The following is an 18,895-nucleotide window of genomic DNA, read 5'->3' as shown; positions in this document are numbered from 1 at the left end:
CAGTTCCTAAAAAACAAAAAGGCTGAAAACACCACAGACTGCCATTTGAAAGCTTTCAATTTACTGAAACAATCGATTTATTTAGGTAAAAATTATGGCAAATATCAATGGTACAAATGGCAATGATAACCTCATTGGCACAACTGGCAATGATATTATTAGAGGCTTTGATGGGAATGATACCCTATCTGGTAATGGTGGCAACGACATTCTAGATGGTGGTGCTGGAAATGATAGCCTCAATGCTGCTACTGCTGTTGCTAATTCCACAGGGAACAGTATCCTCAGAGGTGGAGCAGGAGATGATTTTTTAAATATTACGCGTTCTTCTGGAAATAACCTTTTAGAGGGTGGTGATGATAATGACACTCTACTAGCGATCTTTACCACAGGGAATAACGTTCTAAGTGGGGGTGAAGGTGACGATATCATCGATATCAGTTTCTCCGCAGGAGACAATCTGGTTGAAGGCGGTAATGGGAATGATGAGATTTATGCCGAGCGAGTCGAAGGAAATAATAGCCTATATGGTGGTGCAGGTAATGACTCCTTCTACATCAGCAACCCTGTACCACAAGAGCCAAGTTCCACAACAGTCACTCAAATAGTCGATGGAGAAGACGGGGAAGACTATCTTTCAGTTGATTATAGCGATGCTGATGCAGCAATCTCCTCAACGTTCAATAGTACAAGAAACATCGGCACAATCACAGCCGGCACAAATGAGGTTAGCTACAGCAACATCGAGCGCTTGAATATCATTGGTACACAGTTCGATGATTTCATCACAATCAGCAATGCGCGTTTAGATGACAGTATTGATGTGAGTGATGGGGACAATAATATTGCAGGTGAAGATGGCAATGACACAATACTAGCTTCCTTTACCACAGGAAATAACGTTCTAAGTGGGGGTGAAGGTGACGATATCATCGATATCAGTTTCTCCGCAGGAGACAATCTGGTTGAAGGCGGTAATGGGAATGATGAGATTTATGCAGAACGAGTCGAAGGAAATAATAGCCTATATGGTGGTGCAGGTAATGACTCCTTCTACATCAGCAACCCTGTACCACAAGAGCCAAGTTCCACAACAGTCACTCAAATAGTCGATGGAGAAGACGGGGAAGACTATCTTTCAGTTGATTATAGCGATGCTGATGCAGCAATCTCCTCAACGTTCAATAGTGCAAGAAACATCGGCACAATCACAGCCGGCACAAATGAGGTTAGCTACAGCAACATCGAGCGCTTGAATATCATTGGTACACAGTTCGATGATTTCATCACAATCAGCAATGCGCGTTTAGATGACAGTATTGATGTGAGTGATGGGGACAATAATATTGCAGGTGAAGATGGCAATGACACAATACTAGCTTCCTTTACCACAGGAAATAACGTTCTAAGTGGGGGTGAAGGTGACGATATCATCGATATCAGTTTCTCCGCAGGAGACAATCTGGTTGAAGGCGGTAATGGGAATGATGAGATTTATGCAGAACGAGTCGAAGGAAATAATAGCCTATATGGTGGTGCAGGTAATGACTCCTTCTACATCAGCAACACCGTAGCCGAATTGAGTAGCACCGCAGTGCAAACAGTTGATGGAGAAGATGGCGAAGACTATCTGTCTATTGATTATAGCGATGCTGATGCAGCCATCTCCTCAACCTATAATGCTTCAACTAACAGTGGCAGAATTACCGCAGGTACAAATCGGGTTAGCTACAGCAACATCGAACGCCTGAATATTATTGGTACAAACTACAGTGATAACATCGTCGGCAGCAATGGTGATGATACACTTTCTGGTGGTAGCGGTGGAAATGATCGGATTAATGGCGGTGCAGGTAATGATACATTAACTGTTGACTATTCCACAGGTAATAACCAGCTGAATGGTGGCGCTGGAAATGATCTGCTTTCCGCTATTGGTGCTTCTGGTGATAACACCCTGGATGGTGGAGTGGGTGATGATAGAATAATTGCGGATGATTCCAGTGGCACTAATGTACTAAATGGTTACAACGGTAATGATGAGCTTTATACTGTTGGTTCGTCGGGGAATAATACCCTCATTGGTGGTGCAGGTGACGATATTTTAAATGTTGACTATTCCACAGGTGATAACCTGCTAAATGGCGGAACTGGGGATGACTCTCTTTATGCTGTTGGTTCATCTGGGAATAACACTCTCAATGGTGGTGCTGGGAGAAACGCCTTAATTGTGGACGATTCCACAGGTGATAACCTGCTGAATGGTGATAATGCTGATGATTTTCTCTCTGCTGACGGTTCACTTGGGAATAACACTCTTAACGGTAGATCTGGTAATGACATATTAATTGTGAATGGTTCCACTGGCACTAATGTACTAAATGGTGACAATGGTAATGATTATCTGTCCGCTGAGGGTTCATTTGGGAATAACATCCTTAATGGCGGTAATGGTAGCGACATATTAATCGTCAATAGTTCTAGTGGGAATAACTTACTCAATGGTGGTAGTGGTAATGATTATCTTTCGGCTGCTGGTGCTTTAGGTAATAACACCCTTGATGGTGGTAGTGGCAATGATATTCTCACTGGCGGTAATGGTAATGATATTTTGATAGGTGGCCAAGGCAATGATCTCATCACCGGGGGTGGTGGTGCAAATACCTTTGTCTTTAATGGGTTCAATGAAGGTACTGATACTATTACTAACTTCAGCATCAGTAATGACATCATTCAGATATCAGCTGCTGGTTTTGGTGGTGGTTTATTAGCAGGTTCACTCTCGATTAGTCAGTTTACTTTAGGAACATCTGCAACCAGCAGTGATCAGCGACTTATCTATAACAACACAACTGGTGCGCTTTATTTTGACCAAGATGGTAATGCTGGTGGATTTAGACAGGTGCAACTGGCTCAATTATCTGGTGCGCCTGCATTGAATGTTAGCAATTTTGTGATTGTTTAAATAATTTTGGGAAATAAATTATTTGCTAGTCATTCAGCAAATTTGAAATAGTTCAGCAACCCAAGGTTACGCTATTAGCGTAACCTTTTTTTAGATCGTGTTCGGTAAAAGACGGCTCATTCAACCCGCCGAGAGAGTTATAGAGGGAGCCGGATTGTAAATGTACTACCCAAACCAGATTGACTTTGAACGTGAATATTGCCTTTGTGTGCTTGGGCGATCGCTAAAGCAATGGCTAAACCCAAACCAGAACCACCAGAACTACGAGAGCGATCGCGATCTACTCGATAGAACCGATCAAAAATTCGCTGTTGATGTTCAAGCGCAATCCCAATTCCGGTATCTTGAATTTTAATAAGAGCGTAAAGCTCACTATCTTCTAAAAAAATGATTACTTTTCCCCCACTAGGTGTTGCTTGAATTGCATTGATAATTAAGTTAGAAATTAACCGATAAAGCTGTTCTTCATTTCCTTGAACATAAACCTTTTTTGTTACCTGCATTTCCCCAGAGAGATTGACTTGATTCTCTACGGCTAAAAATGCTAACTCCTCAATTAAATCGCTAATTAAGTCATTCAAACAGCAAGGCTGATATTCGCTAGTTATTTGTTTTTGATCTATTCTTGTTAATAGCAATAAATCGCCAACTAATTGTGATAAGCGATGATTTTGGCGCTTGAGAACATCTAAAGTTCCATTATTAGATTTTGGTTCTGGCTGCAACTTAATAGCAGCCTCAATAGTAGAGTACATGGCCGCTAAAGGTGTGCGAAATTCATGGGCTGCATCAGCAGTAAATTGTTGCATCTGTTGATAGGAAGAATACACAGGTTGCATTGCTCTTTCTGCTAACCACCAACTAGACAAAGCCACAAATATCAGGGAAAAGGGCAATCCCAAAATCAAAGTTAATCTCAAATAAGCAAGATGTTGATCCAAATCGGTGATGCTACGTGCTACTTGTAAATAACCAGAAATTTGATTTTGAGTATATAAAGGTAAAGTGATTTGGCGGTATCTAACACCAAAAGAATCAGTAACTATTTGCCAACGTTGCGATGATAAGGTAATTTGTAAATTATCAAGTTGTATACCTGTACTTGCAAAAATTTTTTCTGAACTATCTAATAAGCGGATATAGTAATTAACCTGATTACCTGCCTCTTCTATAGGTTTTTGAATAATAGTTGTTTTAGGCAAACAGTTTGTCGGATTTATACATAATTCTAAGGAAAGTTCTTTAGCTAGTTCCTGTAAATGTCCAGGTTGTTGCCAAGCAGGTTCAATACTTTTATGGAGGGCCTTGGCTACTGATTGTAATCCTTGGTCTATCGTTTCATAATAAGTATGGGCAACTACTGTATAAACGCCTAAACCAGATAGCCCTAAAATACTACTCATAACTAGGGTATACCAAGCCGCTAATCTCCATCGAGTCTCGGAGAAAATAGGGTTGCGTTTCATATTAATTAACTGCCTATTCTTGCTACCGGAATATTGAGACGATAGCCCACACCATAAATAGTTTCTATTAAAGCTTCGCTGTCTTCTTCTCCTAATTTCCGTCTCAATAAGCGAATTTGCGCCGCTACGACATTGCTGACTGGTGCTGCACCAATTTCCCACAGTTGATTAATAATCTGATCGCGGTTGATAATTTGATTAGGATGTCGCATAAAATATTCTAACAATTGAAATTCTTTGATAGTTAAAGTTAATATTTGCTGTTCACCGTTAGGATACTGGCGAGTTAGTTCATGAGTGTTGTAATTAAGTGTCAGACCACCTATTTGTAAACGGCGGGTTTGAACTTGGGGTATAACTGATATTCCTGTGTAAGCAGACCGCCTTTGCAAAGATCGCAATCTTGCCAACAGTTCTGCCATATCAAAAGGTTTAACTATATAATCATCTGCACCGCTATCTAGACCCATAATTTTTTCTTCCATCCGGTCTTTAGCAGTTAGCATCAACACAGGTAAAGTTAATTGGCGCGATCGCAATCGTTTACACAAGTCTAACCCAGAAACCCCAGGCAGCATCCAATCAAAAATCCCTAGGGTGTACTCAGTCGAGCCAGCTTCTAAATATTGCCATGCATGAGTCCCATCAAGAAACCAATCCACGACATACGCCTCATGACTCAGAACTTGTTTAATTGCTGCACCTAAATCTGCTTCATCCTCAACTAATATTAGCCGCATAATCAACCAATGCTAAAAACCTGCTTTAATTTATTCTAAATTTTTGTAGGGCAAATTTTTATCTTAAGATAGATATGTTTATGAAAAATTTTGTTTAAAATTTTTTATCAAAATTATTTAATTGTAGGAATTACTTTGGTTAATAATCTTCGTAACCGCTTCCGAGAGTTCAAAAAGAAAAGGGTTGAACCTTTGCAACTCCAACAGCTTGTAGGGGAGTTTTTTGAAGAATCTACGCCTAATAATACATATTTAATTTTAATTGTTGGTTCTTGTGCGATCGCTACATTTGGGCTACTCTCAAATAGCACGGCTGTAATTATTGGGGCGATGATTATTGCCCCTTTAATGTTGCCAATTCGAGCTTTAGCTTTTGGTGCATTAGTAGGAAATGTCAACTTATTTCGTCGAGGTACAATTGCAGTTTTAGTTGGCACCTTATTAGCACTTTTAATTTCTTATAGTATAGGTTGGCTAGTTAATTTACCTAGTTTTGGTAGTGAAGTTTTATCTCGTTCTAAACCCACCTTACTGGATTTGGGAATTGCCGTTGCCGCAGGTGGTATTAGTGGTTACGCAAAGGTAAATTCAAAAATCTCTGCTAGTGTCGCAGGTACAGCAATAGCGGTTGCCTTAATGCCACCAATTTGTGTTATTGGTTTAGGTTTAGCAAAATCTGATTGGTCGCTAAGTTTAGGTGCAACTTTGCTCTACTTAACGAACTTATTAGGTATTAGTCTTGCTTGTATGTTGACATTTTTAGTTACTGGCTATTCGCCTTTTCGTCGCGCACGTAAGGTGCTGTTATGGGCATTAGCTTTGACGGGGGTTTTATTGATACCTTTAACGGTCAGCTTCACTCAATTATTTAGACAAGCACAACTAGAAAACTCTTTAAAAAGAGCTTTGTTGAATCGAACTGTAACTTTTCAGCGTTTAGAACTACTAAAAACTGATACTAATTGGCTGACTAATCCGCCCCACGTTCGCTTAAGTGTCCGCGCCCAGAAACCTGTAACATCAACGCAAGTAGGTCTTTTAGAAGCATTTATTAAAAAGGAAATGGGTCAAGCCTTCACCTTAATTTTTGAAGTGAGTCAAGTTGAAGAAGTGAGGCGAGAAAACTCTATTGCTCCTTACCAAAAACCAAAAAAAAGTAATCCTGCAAAATTTTAATCATCCTATTTATAGACTACAAAAACTAACTAGAGATGGAATTAAATAATAGGAGTTTTTCTTATTATCAGCAATGCTGATCATTAAGCAATTATCATGAATGCAGATATATCCGCACTCTGGAATAAAATCCAGGGAATGATTAACGGATTGATTGTTTTGCTACCGAATATTGTGCTGGCATTGATTGTATTTGCCATTTTCTTTTTTGTTGCTAGAGAAATTAAGAGATTGGTGAAACGCTTGACACGCGATCGCCACCAAGCGAGAAACTTAGGATTAGTACTAGGGCGCTTGGCGCAAGGTACGATACTATTACTAGGACTATTTGTTGCTTTGTCGATTGTAATTCCCACATTCCGTGCTGGTGATTTAGTACAACTATTGGGGATTAGTGGTGTAGCGATTGGTTTTGCTTTTCGAGATATCCTGCAAAACTTCTTGGCGGGGATTCTAATTTTATTAACAGAGCCATTCCGCATTAATGATCAAATAGTTTTTAAAGATTTTGAAGGAACTGTAGAAAATATTGAGACACGCGCGACAACAATTAGAACTTATGATGGTCGCCGCATTGTAATTCCCAATTCAGAATTGTTCACTAATTCAGTGACTGTAAACACAGCTTTTGAAAATCGGCGACTCCAGTATGATGTCGGTATTGGCTACGGTGACGATATTGATCGAGCCAAGGAATTAATGCTACAAGCATTGCATAGTGTCCCGGAAGTATTGCCAGAACCAGCACCCGATGTTCTCGTTATGGAACTTGCAGAAAGTACTGTCAATATCCGCGTTCGCTGGTGGATAAAACCGCCGCGACGTGCAGATGACCTCACCTCACGAGACAAGGTGCTGACTGCAATTAAGAAAACCTTGGTCGCCAACGGCATTGATTTACCCTTTCCCACACAGCAAATTTTATTTCACGACCAAACAGAAGAAACCGATGGAAATCGCTCTCGTCAGCGAGAAGGCTGGCCTGCTGGTAGAGGTGAAGTACCCAAACCTCGCCCTATGAGTGATTCATATCAGATGCTTGCCCAAATGCAAACACAGAAAAATGATCACAATAATGGCAAGATTTGATAGTAAATATTCTGTTTAACTGGAATACTTTTATGACATTAGAATCTGCTGCGGGTGAAGTTGTAATTGCAGAACAACTTAAGCAATTTCTGTTAGTACTTTCTGTCTCTTTAGGTGTAGCAACACTACCACAAATTTTTAGTTGGTTGCGCCGCATTCCTTATACACTGCTACTAGTCATAGTTGGATTAGGGTTGGCATTCGTAAATGTACGATTGGTAAATCTCTCTCCTGCATTGATTCTCGTAATTTTCCTGCCACCTTTACTATTTGAAGCTGCTTGGAATTTGAAATGGTCAGACTTAAAGCGGGATTTATTACCTATTTGTTTGTATGCAGTGATTGGGGTAATAATTTCGATTGCTGGGGTGGCATTTGGTCTGCATCAATTAGCTGGGATTGAACTAAATATTGCGCTTTTAATTGGAGCTAGTCTATCAGCAACCGATCCAGTTTCAGTAACTGCTTTGTTTCGGGAACTAGGAGCAAGCAAACGTCTGACAACACTGATGGAAGGGGAAAGTTTATTTAATGATGGGATGGCGGTTGTGGCTTTTGGTTTATTAGTTGCCTTGCCTTTAGGCACTGCCAAATTAGATTTACAATCTGCTGTATTAGAATTTTTTCAGGTGGTAGGTATTGGTATCGGCGTTGGCGGATTAACGGGATTTGGTATTTCTTACCTCACACAACGTTTCGATTTACCATTAGTAGAACAGTCACTCACCTTAGTTTCAGCCTACAGTACTTATTTAATTACAGAACATTTGGGTGGTTCGGGAGTCATTGGTGTAGTTACGACGGCTTTAATTTTAGGTAACTTTGGTTCGCGCATTGGTATGAACCCGCGTACACGCATTATTGTGACTGAGTTTTGGGAATTTTTAGCTTTTTTTGTGAATTCGATTGTGTTTTTGTTAATTGGTGATCAGATTCACTTTGCTGTATTAGGAAATAACCTCAAAACTATTGCACTCACAATTGCTGCGATGACTTTGGCAAGGGCGATATCTATTTATGCTTTAAGTAGTATTAGCAATTGGTTAGCTAAATCCGAAATTCCCTTAGCTGAACAAGCTGTATTGACTTGGGGTGGATTACGTGGCTCTGTTTCTATAGCTTTGGCTTTGAGTGTACCAGCTATATTTACGCAAAGAGAAGAAATTATTGCCACAGTATTTGGAGTAGTTTTATTTACATTGTTAGTGCAAGGTTTAAGCACCCAAACATTATTAGAAAAATTACATCTTTTAGGTTCGCAACCATTACGTCAACAATATATGGAAGCAATTGCGCGTCAAGTTGCTCTCCAGCGATCGCTAGAATATTTAGAGACAGCACAAAAGCGCCCAGGAATTAACCTAGAGTTTTATAAATATCAAAAAACTTTGATTACGGGAGAAATCAATTTATTGCAAGAAACAATTGACAAATTACTGGATGAATACCCAAATTTGCAAGAGTTTACCACCGAAGAATTACGCGGGGAACTATTGGCTATCGAAGCTGATACATACGCTGAGTTTGTACGTGCAGGGAAGTTAAATAAAGAACTGTCACCTTTTTTGCAAACAAATCATGATAGTAATCATCCAGAATAAAGATTTTGTGTGACCTCTAGATAAATATGTTCTAAACGCACAGGTTGACGCGCGATCGCCTCAATATTTAGCCCCTCAAATCTGGCAATAATTTCTTTTAATTCTAATGGTTCTGGCAGCCAAAAAGCCAACTCATGACCATAATATTTAGGTGTAAAACCATATTCTTGAGCGCGGGCGATCGCTTGTTCTTTTTGTGCAGTTTGTACTACTAAAATTTCTGCGGCTGGAATTAATTTACGTAACTGAGCTAAACTACCTTCAGCCAAAATATGCCCATTTTTGAGAATACCAATTTTGTTACACAGACGTTCGGCTTCATCTAATAAATGCGTTGTTAATAAAATGGTAATTCCTTGATTGCTCAATTGCCGAATTAACTCCCAAACTTCGTAGCGAGATTCAATATCTAAGCCGGTAGTTGGTTCATCTAAAATAACTAATTTTGGTTGATGCACTAAAGCCACTGCAATATTTAACCGCCGCTGCATTCCACCGCTGAGAGTTTCCACAGGACTTTTCGCCCTATCTAATAAATTTACCGCCGCCAGAGTTGTTTCTATTTGTTGCTGACGAATTTTTCTATCTAATCCATAAATATCAGCAAAAAATTTTAAATTCTCTTCGCAAGTCAGAGTTTTATACAATAAATTTTCTTGTGGTGCAATGCCAATAATTTTTTTGGCTGCATCTGAACTTGGCTGGTGGTTAATTGTCACATCACCACTATCAGCTTTGAGTAAGTTGCAGATAATATTAATTGTGGTTGTCTTACCAGCGCCATTGGCACCAAGTAAGCCATAAATTTCTCCTGGTTCTATATGTAAGCTTAAATCTTGTAATACTTGTCTTTTAGAGTAAGACTTATTGAGATTTTTAATTGTCAGCATATTTTTCTATGATGTGTTGAGCCTATTTAATTAATAGGCACATTAAATTTTCAATAATGGACAATTAAAATATTTACAAGTACTTTAACCACTTGCTAGGATGCTTTGCCTTGTAACCCTTAAACCAACTACAAATAGGATATAGCAGAACTATCATGATTATCCAAAAATTGTAGAGCATTGGTAAATCATATCCATAATCAGCAGGCATTAGGGAAGAAGCGATAAAGGGCATAATAATTGCCTTTAACCCATATTTAGGTAAAGCCAGCAAAATAGCCATCAAGTGGATTAACCAAATATGAACTATATAAAAAAATAGAGGCACCTGACCAAATAAAACTAGCGGTTGAAAAATCCTGAATCTGTGCTTTTCAAACAGGTAAAGCAAGAGCATTGCTATGCCAAGTGTGATTAACAAATATAGTAATGAAGGCGGATATTTCTGACAGTTAATAAACGATAGCATGGTAAACGAGAAATTATCCTGTACAGTCCAAGGTGAAGGATCGCCATATATATTTAAAGCGCGGAGAACTACAAAACCAGCAATTAAACCCAGTCCTAACCTGAGCAAAAATCGCTCCCGATAACTTTTTTCCTGCTTTAGTACAGTCCCAAAAGCATAACCTGTTGCCATCACTCCAATCCAAGGAATCAGGGGATAGCTAATGATCAAATTTTTATTAGCAAAAGGCATAAGCATTTTGGGTTCATGAAGTATTACCCAAAACCAACCCCATCTTCCTAATTGTTCAGCATGGATATGATCAAATAAATTATGTCCACATATCAGCACAATTCCAACAGTAGCTATCAGAGGAATTGGCATTCTAATTAATGCAGCTAAAACAACCATTGACCAACCAATTGCCCAAAGTACACCCGCAGCCGAAAAAGAGTAAGTAGGTTCAAATATCCAGCCAAAACGTACCACTGTTAATTCTAGAAATACTAACCATAGTCCTCGAATAATCAGATAGCGTGATAATTCTGGCTTTGTTTGAGGTCGATTTTCAAAATAAAGATATACTCCTACCCCTGCTAAAAATATAAATGTGGGAGCGCACAAATGAGTTACCCAGCGGGTAAAAAATAAAGGTATATTTGTCTGTGTTAAGTCTGTAGGACGGAAGCGAACATTAGTGAAAAAAATTCGCACATGATCTAACACCATTAGCACCATTACTAGCCCACGCAACATATCAATTGAGATGATTCGCTTGCTTGTCAACTGATCAGAATTAGAATTTGTAATTGAAGAATCCATAGTTTATTCAATGGTTGTTAAAATAATTATGATTTTCCCCTATTTATAATCTTCTCTCTACTAACAACATATGGCGATAAGATAACCATCCACCAATAATCATTACTAGCGTAAATATAAATAAAAACCAAAAATGTGGTGTAATATCATTAATTTGTTTACCCTTAGTTGATACTCCCACAAAGGCTTCATTCATGTGATAAATTGGGTCATATTTAGCAATATTAATTAAATTTTTGGGAAATAATGAACTAGGTAAAAATGCCCCGCCTAAAATCAATAAAGGTACACCAAATGCAGCAACTAAAGCATTCACATCTTCAATTCGCCTGGCCAATTGTGTGCCTAAAATAAAACCTAAGCCGACATAAGCCGCAATACTCATCAAAATAATGATTAATCCTAAAAAAATAGAACCTTGAAATGTAGCGCCCCAAAAAGCAGCAACAGTATAAACTAGTAAAGTTTGTCCTAAGCCAATGCAACTATGAGCTAAAAAAATTCCTAAAAAATAGGATATACCACTCAAAGGCGAAAGAAACAGGCGTTTGAGGGTTTGCTGTTCTCGTTCGGCAACGACGGTGGCGACGCTACCACCCAAACAGCTAAAAAATAGTGCAGCACCAACTAATGTGGAAGGTGCAGTATATTCAAAAGCTGTATTAATTGGGATTTTTGCGCGTTCCGCCAAAATAAACGCACCGAGAATTAATACGGAAATTGGAAAAATACTCCAAAAAATTAGGCTGCGGCGGCGACGGAATAATTCAATTAAGATGCGCTGCGTGACAGCTATGGTTTCGCGCCAATATTTCATCTGAGGAAGTCTCCAGTATTGTGTACTCTTGACAATTTCTGCCATTCTGGCAAAATAATTCAGTCCGGGACTTAGCACGGTGATCACAGAAATATTCTTAACAATACAATCTGCGAACTCACAGTCATCATTTCATGACTGTGTTGTGTGTGAAAAGTTAATTTTGTAACCAATGCGCCAAATACCTAATTTGCTGGAATCATCTACTATCTCCCGTCGTACACTACTGAAGTTGTTCGGTGTCGGTACAGTTGCAGGAGTTACAGGATACTCGCGGTTTACTAAGCCAAAACCAACGGTATTTCAAAAAGATACTCTCGACTTACCGCAAATATTAAATCAACCTAAAACTGTGGTTGTGATTGGGGGTGGTTTAGCAGGTTTAGCTTGTGCTTACGAATTGAGTCAGCGAGGATTTATTGTCACACTATTAGAAAAATCTCCACAGTTAGGTGGCAAAATCGCTAGTTGGCAAGTAGAAGCGGCTGGGGAAACTTTTATGATGGAACATGGGTTTCATGGCTTTTTTCCCCAGTACTATAATCTGAATAGTTTAGTAGCAGAATTGGAGATAACGAATAATTTTCAATCGCTGAACTTCTATTCTGTTGTTTATCAAGATTCTCAATACAAACCAGAGGTATTTCGCCCCAGTAGTTCGGCTTTTCCTTGGAATATTATAGATTTAGCGATCGCATCTCCAAACCGTCTGCGTTGGGGAATTAATTTGACGAAAATTAAGCATCTCCAAGTTTTTCAAGCGATTACAGGTTTTCAAAGAGAAAAAAACTATCAGCGATTTGATAATATCTCCGTTGCTGATTGGGTAGAAACGGAATTTCCTCAAGGTTTATACGATTTATATTTTCTGCCTTTTGCGAAATCTAGCTTGAATGCACCAGATTTAATGAGTGTGGGAGAACTAATGCAGTTCTTCCATTTTTACTTTTTCGGCAACCCTGAAGGACTAGCTTTTAATGGGACAAAAGACGATATGGGGACAAGTTTAGTCCAACCCATCGCTAGAGCTATTAAACAACAAGGTGGTAAAATTATCACCGATGCAACTGTAACTGAAGTTGTGGCTGTCGATGGGAAAATTAATGGTGTAAAATATAGCGCTGGTGATCATCAGACTGCGGCACCATTTACAGTTAAACAAAACGCTGCGATCGCCGATGACAAGATAGAATATTTTGGTGCAGCTGATGAAGTATTTGCTTTACCATTAGGCTCTAAAGAAGCAATTTCTCTTACCTGCACTCATCAAGGTTGCACTGTCCAAAAAGCTGAGGATGGTAAATTTCAATGTCCTTGTCACGGAGCGATGTTTGCTGCTAATGGGAAAGTTATCAAAGGGCCAGCGAAACGAGATTTAGCTAAATTCCAAGTAGTAGAACGAAATGGTGATGAGGTAAAACTAATAGCTGCAAATCAAGAATTAGCATTGCCAGAAAAAACTCAAGCTGATTATTATGTTTTTGCTACTGATGTTCCGGGAGTGCAGAAATTATTTCAGCGAGTGAATGGTGATGTTGATGACACAGTGAAAAGTCAAGTAGAAAATTTGAGTATTGCCGATCCCTTTGCCGTCTGTCGCTTTTGGTTTGATCGTGATTTTGCCTGGCAACAAAGTAATTTTACTTCTTTATCTGGCTACCAATTAACTGATAGTATCACTCTTTATCATCGTATTCAACAACAGTTTATTGATTGGTCACAACGTACTGGCGGTAGTGTGGTTGAACTCCACGCATACTGTTATAAAGAAAAAGACTTTTCCACCCAAGCAGCTTTGATGAATACTTTTGAGCAAGAACTTTATGCAATTGTTCCAGAGTTAAAACAAGCAAAAATATTACATCGAGAATTAGTTAATCAACATAACTTTTCAGGATATCCACCTAATAGTTATGCCGCACGTCCAGAAACAAAGACGAATATATCTAACTTAGTATTTGCAGGTGATTGGGTGAAGATGCCTTTTCCTTGTGGCTTAATGGAACGCGCTGTCAGTAGTGGTTTATTAGCTGCTAACGAGATTTTACACCAGGAAGGTTTGCAAAGGCGATCGCTATTTTCTGTCAATCCTGAAGGGTTATTGCAAATATAAATTTGTGGTGTAGTGCTTGGCAATTTCAAGATTCTCTATGAGTAATAATGTAATGTATTACATTATTAATTTTATATTTACTTACTAAGTCACATGATTACACTAATTGTAGTGAAGATTGAAAATCTAGCTTTGAAATATGAATGCTCATAAAATAGAAGTCATTTTAACTGAAGATGGCACTCTGACACTACAGGGTTTACCGTTTCATGCTGGGGATGCGGTAGAAGTGATTATTCTAGAGACTAAAACTCTACAGCATCAAGCATTACACAAACCAGATCCTTATCCTTTACATAACACACAACCATACCGTTATGATGATCCGACAGAACCAGTCGCTTTAGAGGACTGGGAAGTTTTACAATGATCATACTTGATACTCATATTTGGGTTTGGTGGGTGCAGAATGATTCACGGTTAACCCAACAACAGCGACAATGGTTACAAGATTATCGGTCTGACGGTTTAGAGGATGTCTGAAAACTTTTTGGTGTTGTATTTGAGACTTGTAGATCCCCCTAAATCCCCCTTAAAAAGGGGGACTTTGATTTATTTCCCCCCTTTTTTAAGGGGGGCTAGGGGGGATCAAGCACAAGATTTAATACTTCTCAGACATCCTCTTAGGAATCAGTATTCTTTCTTGTTGGGAAGTACCAAAATTGGTAGAGAAGAAGAGATTAGTTTTACCTTTAGCTATTGATAAATGGCTAGAAGCAGCCTTAGCTTATCCAGGTAGACAACTATTAAATTTGTCTCTGCCAATAGTTATTGATTCTACTCAACTCAGCGGCTTCCATAGCGATCCGTTTGATCAACTTATTGTAGCTACAGCAAGATTTTATGATTGTAATTTGTTAACGGCAGATGCAAAAATTCTTAATTTTTTTGATGTGAAAACTCTAAAATAGAGGAATTTTATAAAATACTTTTATCTATAGGAATCCGACTTGATTATTGAAATTACTTGTGTAGGTAGGGAATAGGGAACAAGAAAATAAGTAACAAAGGTGTACTGAGTTTTTTTCTCCAAATCAAATATTATTCCTATATAGTTAAGTGTCGTTAGAACTCAACTAGTAATTTTATACCTGCTATATTGGATGAAGTAAATTTTCCAGTGGAACAAAATAAATGAACAAAATAGCATTAGTACTTGCAGCAGTTCTTACTATGTCACCATTGACTTTAGGACTAGAAAAAGATGTGCAAGCTGCTGTGAAGGAGCAAGTAAAATCAACGCCAGTTAGCCAACCGGAACAATCTGTCCAAAAAACTTTTACAAGTCTTATAAATGCCATTGAAGAAAACAATTACAATAAGTTTATCTCTCAAGGGAATGCAGCATTTAAAGAAGGCATAACACAACAAACCTTTACACAAGTTAGTGGACAATTAGCACCTCGCCTGAAAAAAGGCTATTCAGCAGTGTTTGTCACGAAACTGAATCAGCAAGGCTATCAAGTTTACTTATGGAAATTAACTTTTAAAGATGGCAGTGATGATATCTTAGCCAGACTTAGCCTCAAAGCTGGAAAAGTTGGGGGATTTTGGCTGAATTGAGGAACTTCCAGCACAGAAAATCCAACTAAATATTAGTGCTTTACCGTTTTATGCTGAAGATGGATAATTTCTGTTGTGGGTGAGAATGTGTTTTTCAGTGTTGTGATACCAACTTATAATCGCCTGCCGATTTTAGAAAAGTGCCTCCGAGCCTTGGAAATGCAGGAATTGAGTGCATCAACTGTAATTACTGACTACGAAATTGTTTTAGTAGATGATGGTTCTACAGATGGAACCTTAGAATGGTTGGCAGTACACAAACAAGAGTTTCCCCATGTGCGATGCTTTGAGCAAGACCATGCTGGCCCCGCTGCGGCGCGGAATTTGGGGGTAGAAAAGGCGCGAGGGGATACAATTATATTTATCGATAGCGATTTAGTTGTGCTGAAAAACTTTCTGCAAGCTCACGCTGACGCATTATTGCAGGGAAAAGAGAGAATAGGTAGCGATCGCTTTTTTACTTATGGTGCAGTAATTAATACTTGTAATTTCGAGAATCCAACTGCTGAACCTTATAAAATTACAGATTTTTCGGCAGCTTTTTTTGCCACAGGTAATGTGGCTATTCCTAAATCTTGGCTAGAAAAAGCTGGATTATTTGATATTGGTTTTCAACTGTATGGTTGGGAAGATTTGGAGTTAGGGGTGCGGCTAAAAAACCTCGGTTTGCAATTGATTAAATGTCCAGAAGCAGTTGGCTATCACTGGCATCCACCATTTAATTTAGAACAAATTCCTAACTTAATTGAAAAAGAAATTCAACGCGGACGAATGGGAGTTTTGTTTTATCAAAAGCATCCTACTTGGGAGGTGCGAATGATGATTCAAATGACATGGCTACATCGGTTATTGTGGGGTATTCTCTCACTTAATGGGCTGTTGAATGAACGCACAATGGCTCCGTTTTTGAGATGGCTGATTAAATTAGGTAGACCCCAATTAGCTTTAGAAGTAGCCAGAATTTTTCTCAACTGGTACAACGTCAAAGGCGTGTATGAAGCCTATGGGAAGGGAATTGGGGAGTAAATTGTGATTGGGTGTATGGGTGTGAAAAACACCACACCTCTACATTTTTGAAAAAACTACGACTTCTACTCAGCACTCAGCACTCCCTTATGTGGACTGTAAAATCCCGCGGCCATTTTCGGCAAATTCATCAATGGTTTGCGCTGAAAGCTCATGATTAGTCATAGACTGTAGCATTGCTAAAGGTAAAGTGAGATGATGAGCGCCAGCTTGTAGGGATGCGACTGCTTCTTCGGGAGATTTGATGCTGGCGGCCATAATTTCGGTGTTGCTTCCGGCTACAACACTTGCCATTTCGCGGACTAATGCTACTCCATCACCTAATAGTCTAGTAGCTCGATTGACGTAAGCGATCGCATATTTTGCCCCAGCTTCTTGAGCGACTGCTGCTTGTGCTGCACTATATATAGCTGTGACTGCACAGGGAATTTCTGGCGCTAGTTCAGCCACTACCTGAAAGCCAACTAAGGACGCAGGAATTTTTAAGACTGTTTGGTGTCCAATTAATTCAAAGGCTGTTCTGCCTTCTGCTACCATTTCTTCAAATTCAGCCGCCATCAACTGATAGAATAATGGCCCCGGAGTTAATTGTGCCAGTTGTTTTAATGTAGTCTCGACTGGTAACGGACTTTTGGCTAACAATGTTGGGTTAGTAGTGATACCTTTTACCCAACCTAATTTTTTAGCAGCTTCCGCTTCCGCTGCGATCGCTGAGTCCAAAAATAAGGTCACTGAATTTATTTTCCTTAAAGTCCCATCGCTGGCATCATACCAATTTTAGCTTTATAATTTCAGTCTTTTTTTCGAGACACTCAGACTGTGAAAAATACATCCGTCTCAAATCCCCTAATTTTAATTGTGGGTTTTTCCCTGTGATGCACGCAGCTTCTCACAGTGTTACTGCTGCCTTTTCATGATTTATGATTGTTAAGAATGGGTGTAAGGTTTTGAACACCTACACCATTCGGCTGATGCTCACTTGTCGCCCCTTAAACCCCTATACCCTACAAGAGAAAAATTGATAGATCAAGGTTTGATTTGCCAAACTTTAATAGATTTATCACCACTACCACTATATAAAGTCTGACCATCACTACTCAAGGCAAGTCCATAAATTCCACCTCCATGTCCGATCAACTCCAAGACTGATTTTCCAGTGATGATGTCACGCACTATAATTGATCTACCTAAACCGCCAGTAATAAATGTCTTGCTATCGGGACTGATAATTAACGCATCAATACTGGAACCCAATGAAAAATTATGAATGAGCTTTCCTGTATTCAAGTTCCAAGCTTTGAAACTTTTACCATCTGTAGTCCTAACTCCAGCAGATTGAAAGCTATCATCATAGCCACCACTTAGCAGCATTTTCCCATCATTACTAACAGCAAGGGTAATTGGAGATGATGCTTTTTCCGAACCGCTAATTAGGTCTGCTTTATTAGGTAGTGGTGGGGTAAAACTGCGTAATTGTTTACCTGTTAGCATACTCCAAACTCGAATTTTACCACCATTTTCACCGCCACTATACAGAGTTTTACCATCACGACTAATTGCCAGTGCTGTTGTGTCTACTTTCAAGATGCGATCAATTTTTCGAGTTTTGAGATTCCGAAATTTGATGGTTGTATCACCACTACCACTAATTAAAGTTTGTCCATCTGGGGTCAATAATATTGCTCTCACCCCTGTTTTTTCGCCAATCGTGCGAATTTGCTCGCCTGTTTGCGTATTCCAAAATTTGATAGTGTTATCGAAACTAGTACTAATCAAAGTTTGAGCGTCTGGAGTAATCACTATTGATTTAATCTGCTCTTTATGTCCAGTTAAAGTCCGCAGCAATGCACCTGTATTCGGATTCCAAAGCTTGATTGTTTTATCATCGCTACCACTAGCAAGAAGTTGACTATTGGGCGCAATAGCTAATGCACGAACAGGTTCAGTATGCCCTGATAAAGTTAATTTCAAACCCTGCGGTTTATCAGCCTTTGTCGCAACATGAAGTGTATCTGCTACAACTGGAAAGCTTGTAAACATACTCAAGGGTATAAGTAAGTAAAAACCAAGTAATGTTAAGGTTTTAATGATGAAAGGTAGTTGCATAGTGATACAGTAACCCTATTCGATTATTACTTCAATATTTAAAGTATAGGAAAATACCTGTATTTGCCTAACT

The 18,895-nt window shown here is 39.0% G+C and carries 15 protein-coding genes and 1 pseudogene; 9 read left to right on the top strand and 7 right to left on the bottom strand.

What is annotated here, in order from left to right; genetic code table 11:
• Positions 1-94 precede the first annotated feature (94 nt).
• Positions 95-2,965 carry a beta strand repeat-containing protein gene (locus IQ244_RS02035; RefSeq protein WP_193889405.1) on the top strand — a complete coding sequence of 957 codons (2,871 nt, stop codon included), beginning with the start codon at positions 95-97 and terminating at the stop codon, positions 2,963-2,965.
• Between the two features lie 137 nt (positions 2,966-3,102).
• Here IQ244_RS02035 and rppB read toward each other — a convergent pair whose 3' ends face one another.
• On the bottom strand, positions 3,103-4,431 hold the full coding sequence (gene rppB / locus IQ244_RS02030) for a two-component system sensor histidine kinase RppB (RefSeq protein WP_193889404.1): 1,329 nt from the start codon (positions 4,429-4,431) through the stop codon (positions 3,103-3,105).
• 5 nt (positions 4,432-4,436) lie between these two features.
• Positions 4,437-5,171 (bottom strand): two-component system response regulator RppA, encoded by a 735-nt coding sequence (rppA, locus tag IQ244_RS02025; protein WP_193889403.1) that lies wholly within the window; start codon positions 5,169-5,171, stop codon positions 4,437-4,439.
• Positions 5,172-5,306: 135 nt separating this feature from the next.
• Between rppA and IQ244_RS02020 the strand changes: the two genes are divergently transcribed.
• The 3 genes from IQ244_RS02020 to IQ244_RS02010 all read left to right on the top strand — a co-directional run bounded on the left by IQ244_RS02020 (position 5,307) and on the right by IQ244_RS02010 (position 9,037).
• The gene (locus IQ244_RS02020) at positions 5,307-6,347 is read left to right on the top strand and encodes a TIGR00341 family protein (RefSeq protein ID WP_193889402.1); all 1,041 of its coding nucleotides are present in this window, start codon (positions 5,307-5,309) and stop codon (positions 6,345-6,347) included.
• A 96-nt stretch (positions 6,348-6,443) separates the two neighbouring features.
• Positions 6,444-7,436, top strand: coding sequence for a mechanosensitive ion channel family protein (locus IQ244_RS02015; protein ID WP_193889401.1), 993 nt, complete (start codon positions 6,444-6,446; stop codon positions 7,434-7,436).
• A 32-nt stretch (positions 7,437-7,468) separates the two neighbouring features.
• Positions 7,469-9,037, top strand: coding sequence for a Na+/H+ antiporter (locus tag IQ244_RS02010; protein ID WP_193889400.1), 1,569 nt, complete (start codon positions 7,469-7,471; stop codon positions 9,035-9,037).
• Here the strand turns inward: IQ244_RS02010 and IQ244_RS02005 are convergent.
• The 3 genes from IQ244_RS02005 to IQ244_RS01995 all read right to left on the bottom strand — a co-directional run bounded on the left by IQ244_RS02005 (position 9,025) and on the right by IQ244_RS01995 (position 12,014).
• Entirely contained in the window at positions 9,025-9,927 is a 903-nt protein-coding gene (locus tag IQ244_RS02005) for an ABC transporter ATP-binding protein (RefSeq protein ID WP_193889399.1), read from the bottom strand. The two genes, IQ244_RS02010 and IQ244_RS02005, sit on opposite strands and share 13 nt — an antisense overlap.
• Before the next feature lie 73 nt (positions 9,928-10,000).
• Positions 10,001-11,197: a DUF1624 domain-containing protein gene (locus IQ244_RS02000; protein WP_193889398.1), complete on the bottom strand. Its 1,197-nt coding sequence runs from the start codon at positions 11,195-11,197 to the stop codon at positions 10,001-10,003.
• 43 nt (positions 11,198-11,240) lie between these two features.
• The gene (locus IQ244_RS01995) at positions 11,241-12,014 is read right to left on the bottom strand and encodes an ABC transporter permease (RefSeq protein WP_193889502.1); all 774 of its coding nucleotides are present in this window, start codon (positions 12,012-12,014) and stop codon (positions 11,241-11,243) included.
• 172 nt (positions 12,015-12,186) lie between these two features.
• Between IQ244_RS01995 and IQ244_RS01990 the strand changes: the two genes are divergently transcribed.
• From IQ244_RS01990 to IQ244_RS01965, 5 genes and pseudogenes are all read left to right on the top strand, one after another.
• Complete coding sequence (locus IQ244_RS01990; protein ID WP_193889397.1) at positions 12,187-14,127, top strand: FAD-dependent oxidoreductase; 1,941 nt, start codon at positions 12,187-12,189, stop codon at positions 14,125-14,127.
• A gap of 139 nt (positions 14,128-14,266) precedes the next feature.
• Positions 14,267-14,497 carry a hypothetical protein gene (locus IQ244_RS01985; RefSeq protein ID WP_193889396.1) on the top strand — a complete coding sequence of 77 codons (231 nt, stop codon included), beginning with the start codon at positions 14,267-14,269 and terminating at the stop codon, positions 14,495-14,497.
• Positions 14,498-14,750: 253 nt separating this feature from the next.
• Positions 14,751-15,038: pseudogene (locus IQ244_RS01975) on the top strand (type II toxin-antitoxin system VapC family toxin); the annotation flags it as partial.
• A 223-nt stretch (positions 15,039-15,261) separates the two neighbouring features.
• Positions 15,262-15,690 carry a hypothetical protein gene (locus IQ244_RS01970; RefSeq protein ID WP_193889395.1) on the top strand — a complete coding sequence of 143 codons (429 nt, stop codon included), beginning with the start codon at positions 15,262-15,264 and terminating at the stop codon, positions 15,688-15,690.
• 87 nt (positions 15,691-15,777) lie between these two features.
• Positions 15,778-16,716: a glycosyltransferase family 2 protein gene (locus tag IQ244_RS01965; RefSeq protein WP_322746016.1), complete on the top strand. Its 939-nt coding sequence runs from the start codon at positions 15,778-15,780 to the stop codon at positions 16,714-16,716.
• Between the two features lie 87 nt (positions 16,717-16,803).
• Here the strand turns inward: IQ244_RS01965 and IQ244_RS01960 are convergent, their stop codons facing one another.
• The gene (locus IQ244_RS01960; RefSeq protein WP_193889393.1) at positions 16,804-17,448 is read right to left on the bottom strand and encodes a transaldolase family protein; all 645 of its coding nucleotides are present in this window, start codon (positions 17,446-17,448) and stop codon (positions 16,804-16,806) included.
• A 294-nt stretch (positions 17,449-17,742) separates the two neighbouring features.
• Positions 17,743-18,822, bottom strand: coding sequence for a WD40 repeat domain-containing protein (locus IQ244_RS01955; protein ID WP_193889392.1), 1,080 nt, complete (start codon positions 18,820-18,822; stop codon positions 17,743-17,745).
• Between the last annotated feature and the right edge of the window lie 73 nt (positions 18,823-18,895).

The organism is Nostoc sp. LEGE 06077, from assembly GCF_015207705.1.
GTDB lineage: Bacteria > Cyanobacteriota > Cyanobacteriia > Cyanobacteriales > Nostocaceae > Nostoc_B.
This window is presented reverse-complemented; position numbering and strand designations above follow the sequence as displayed.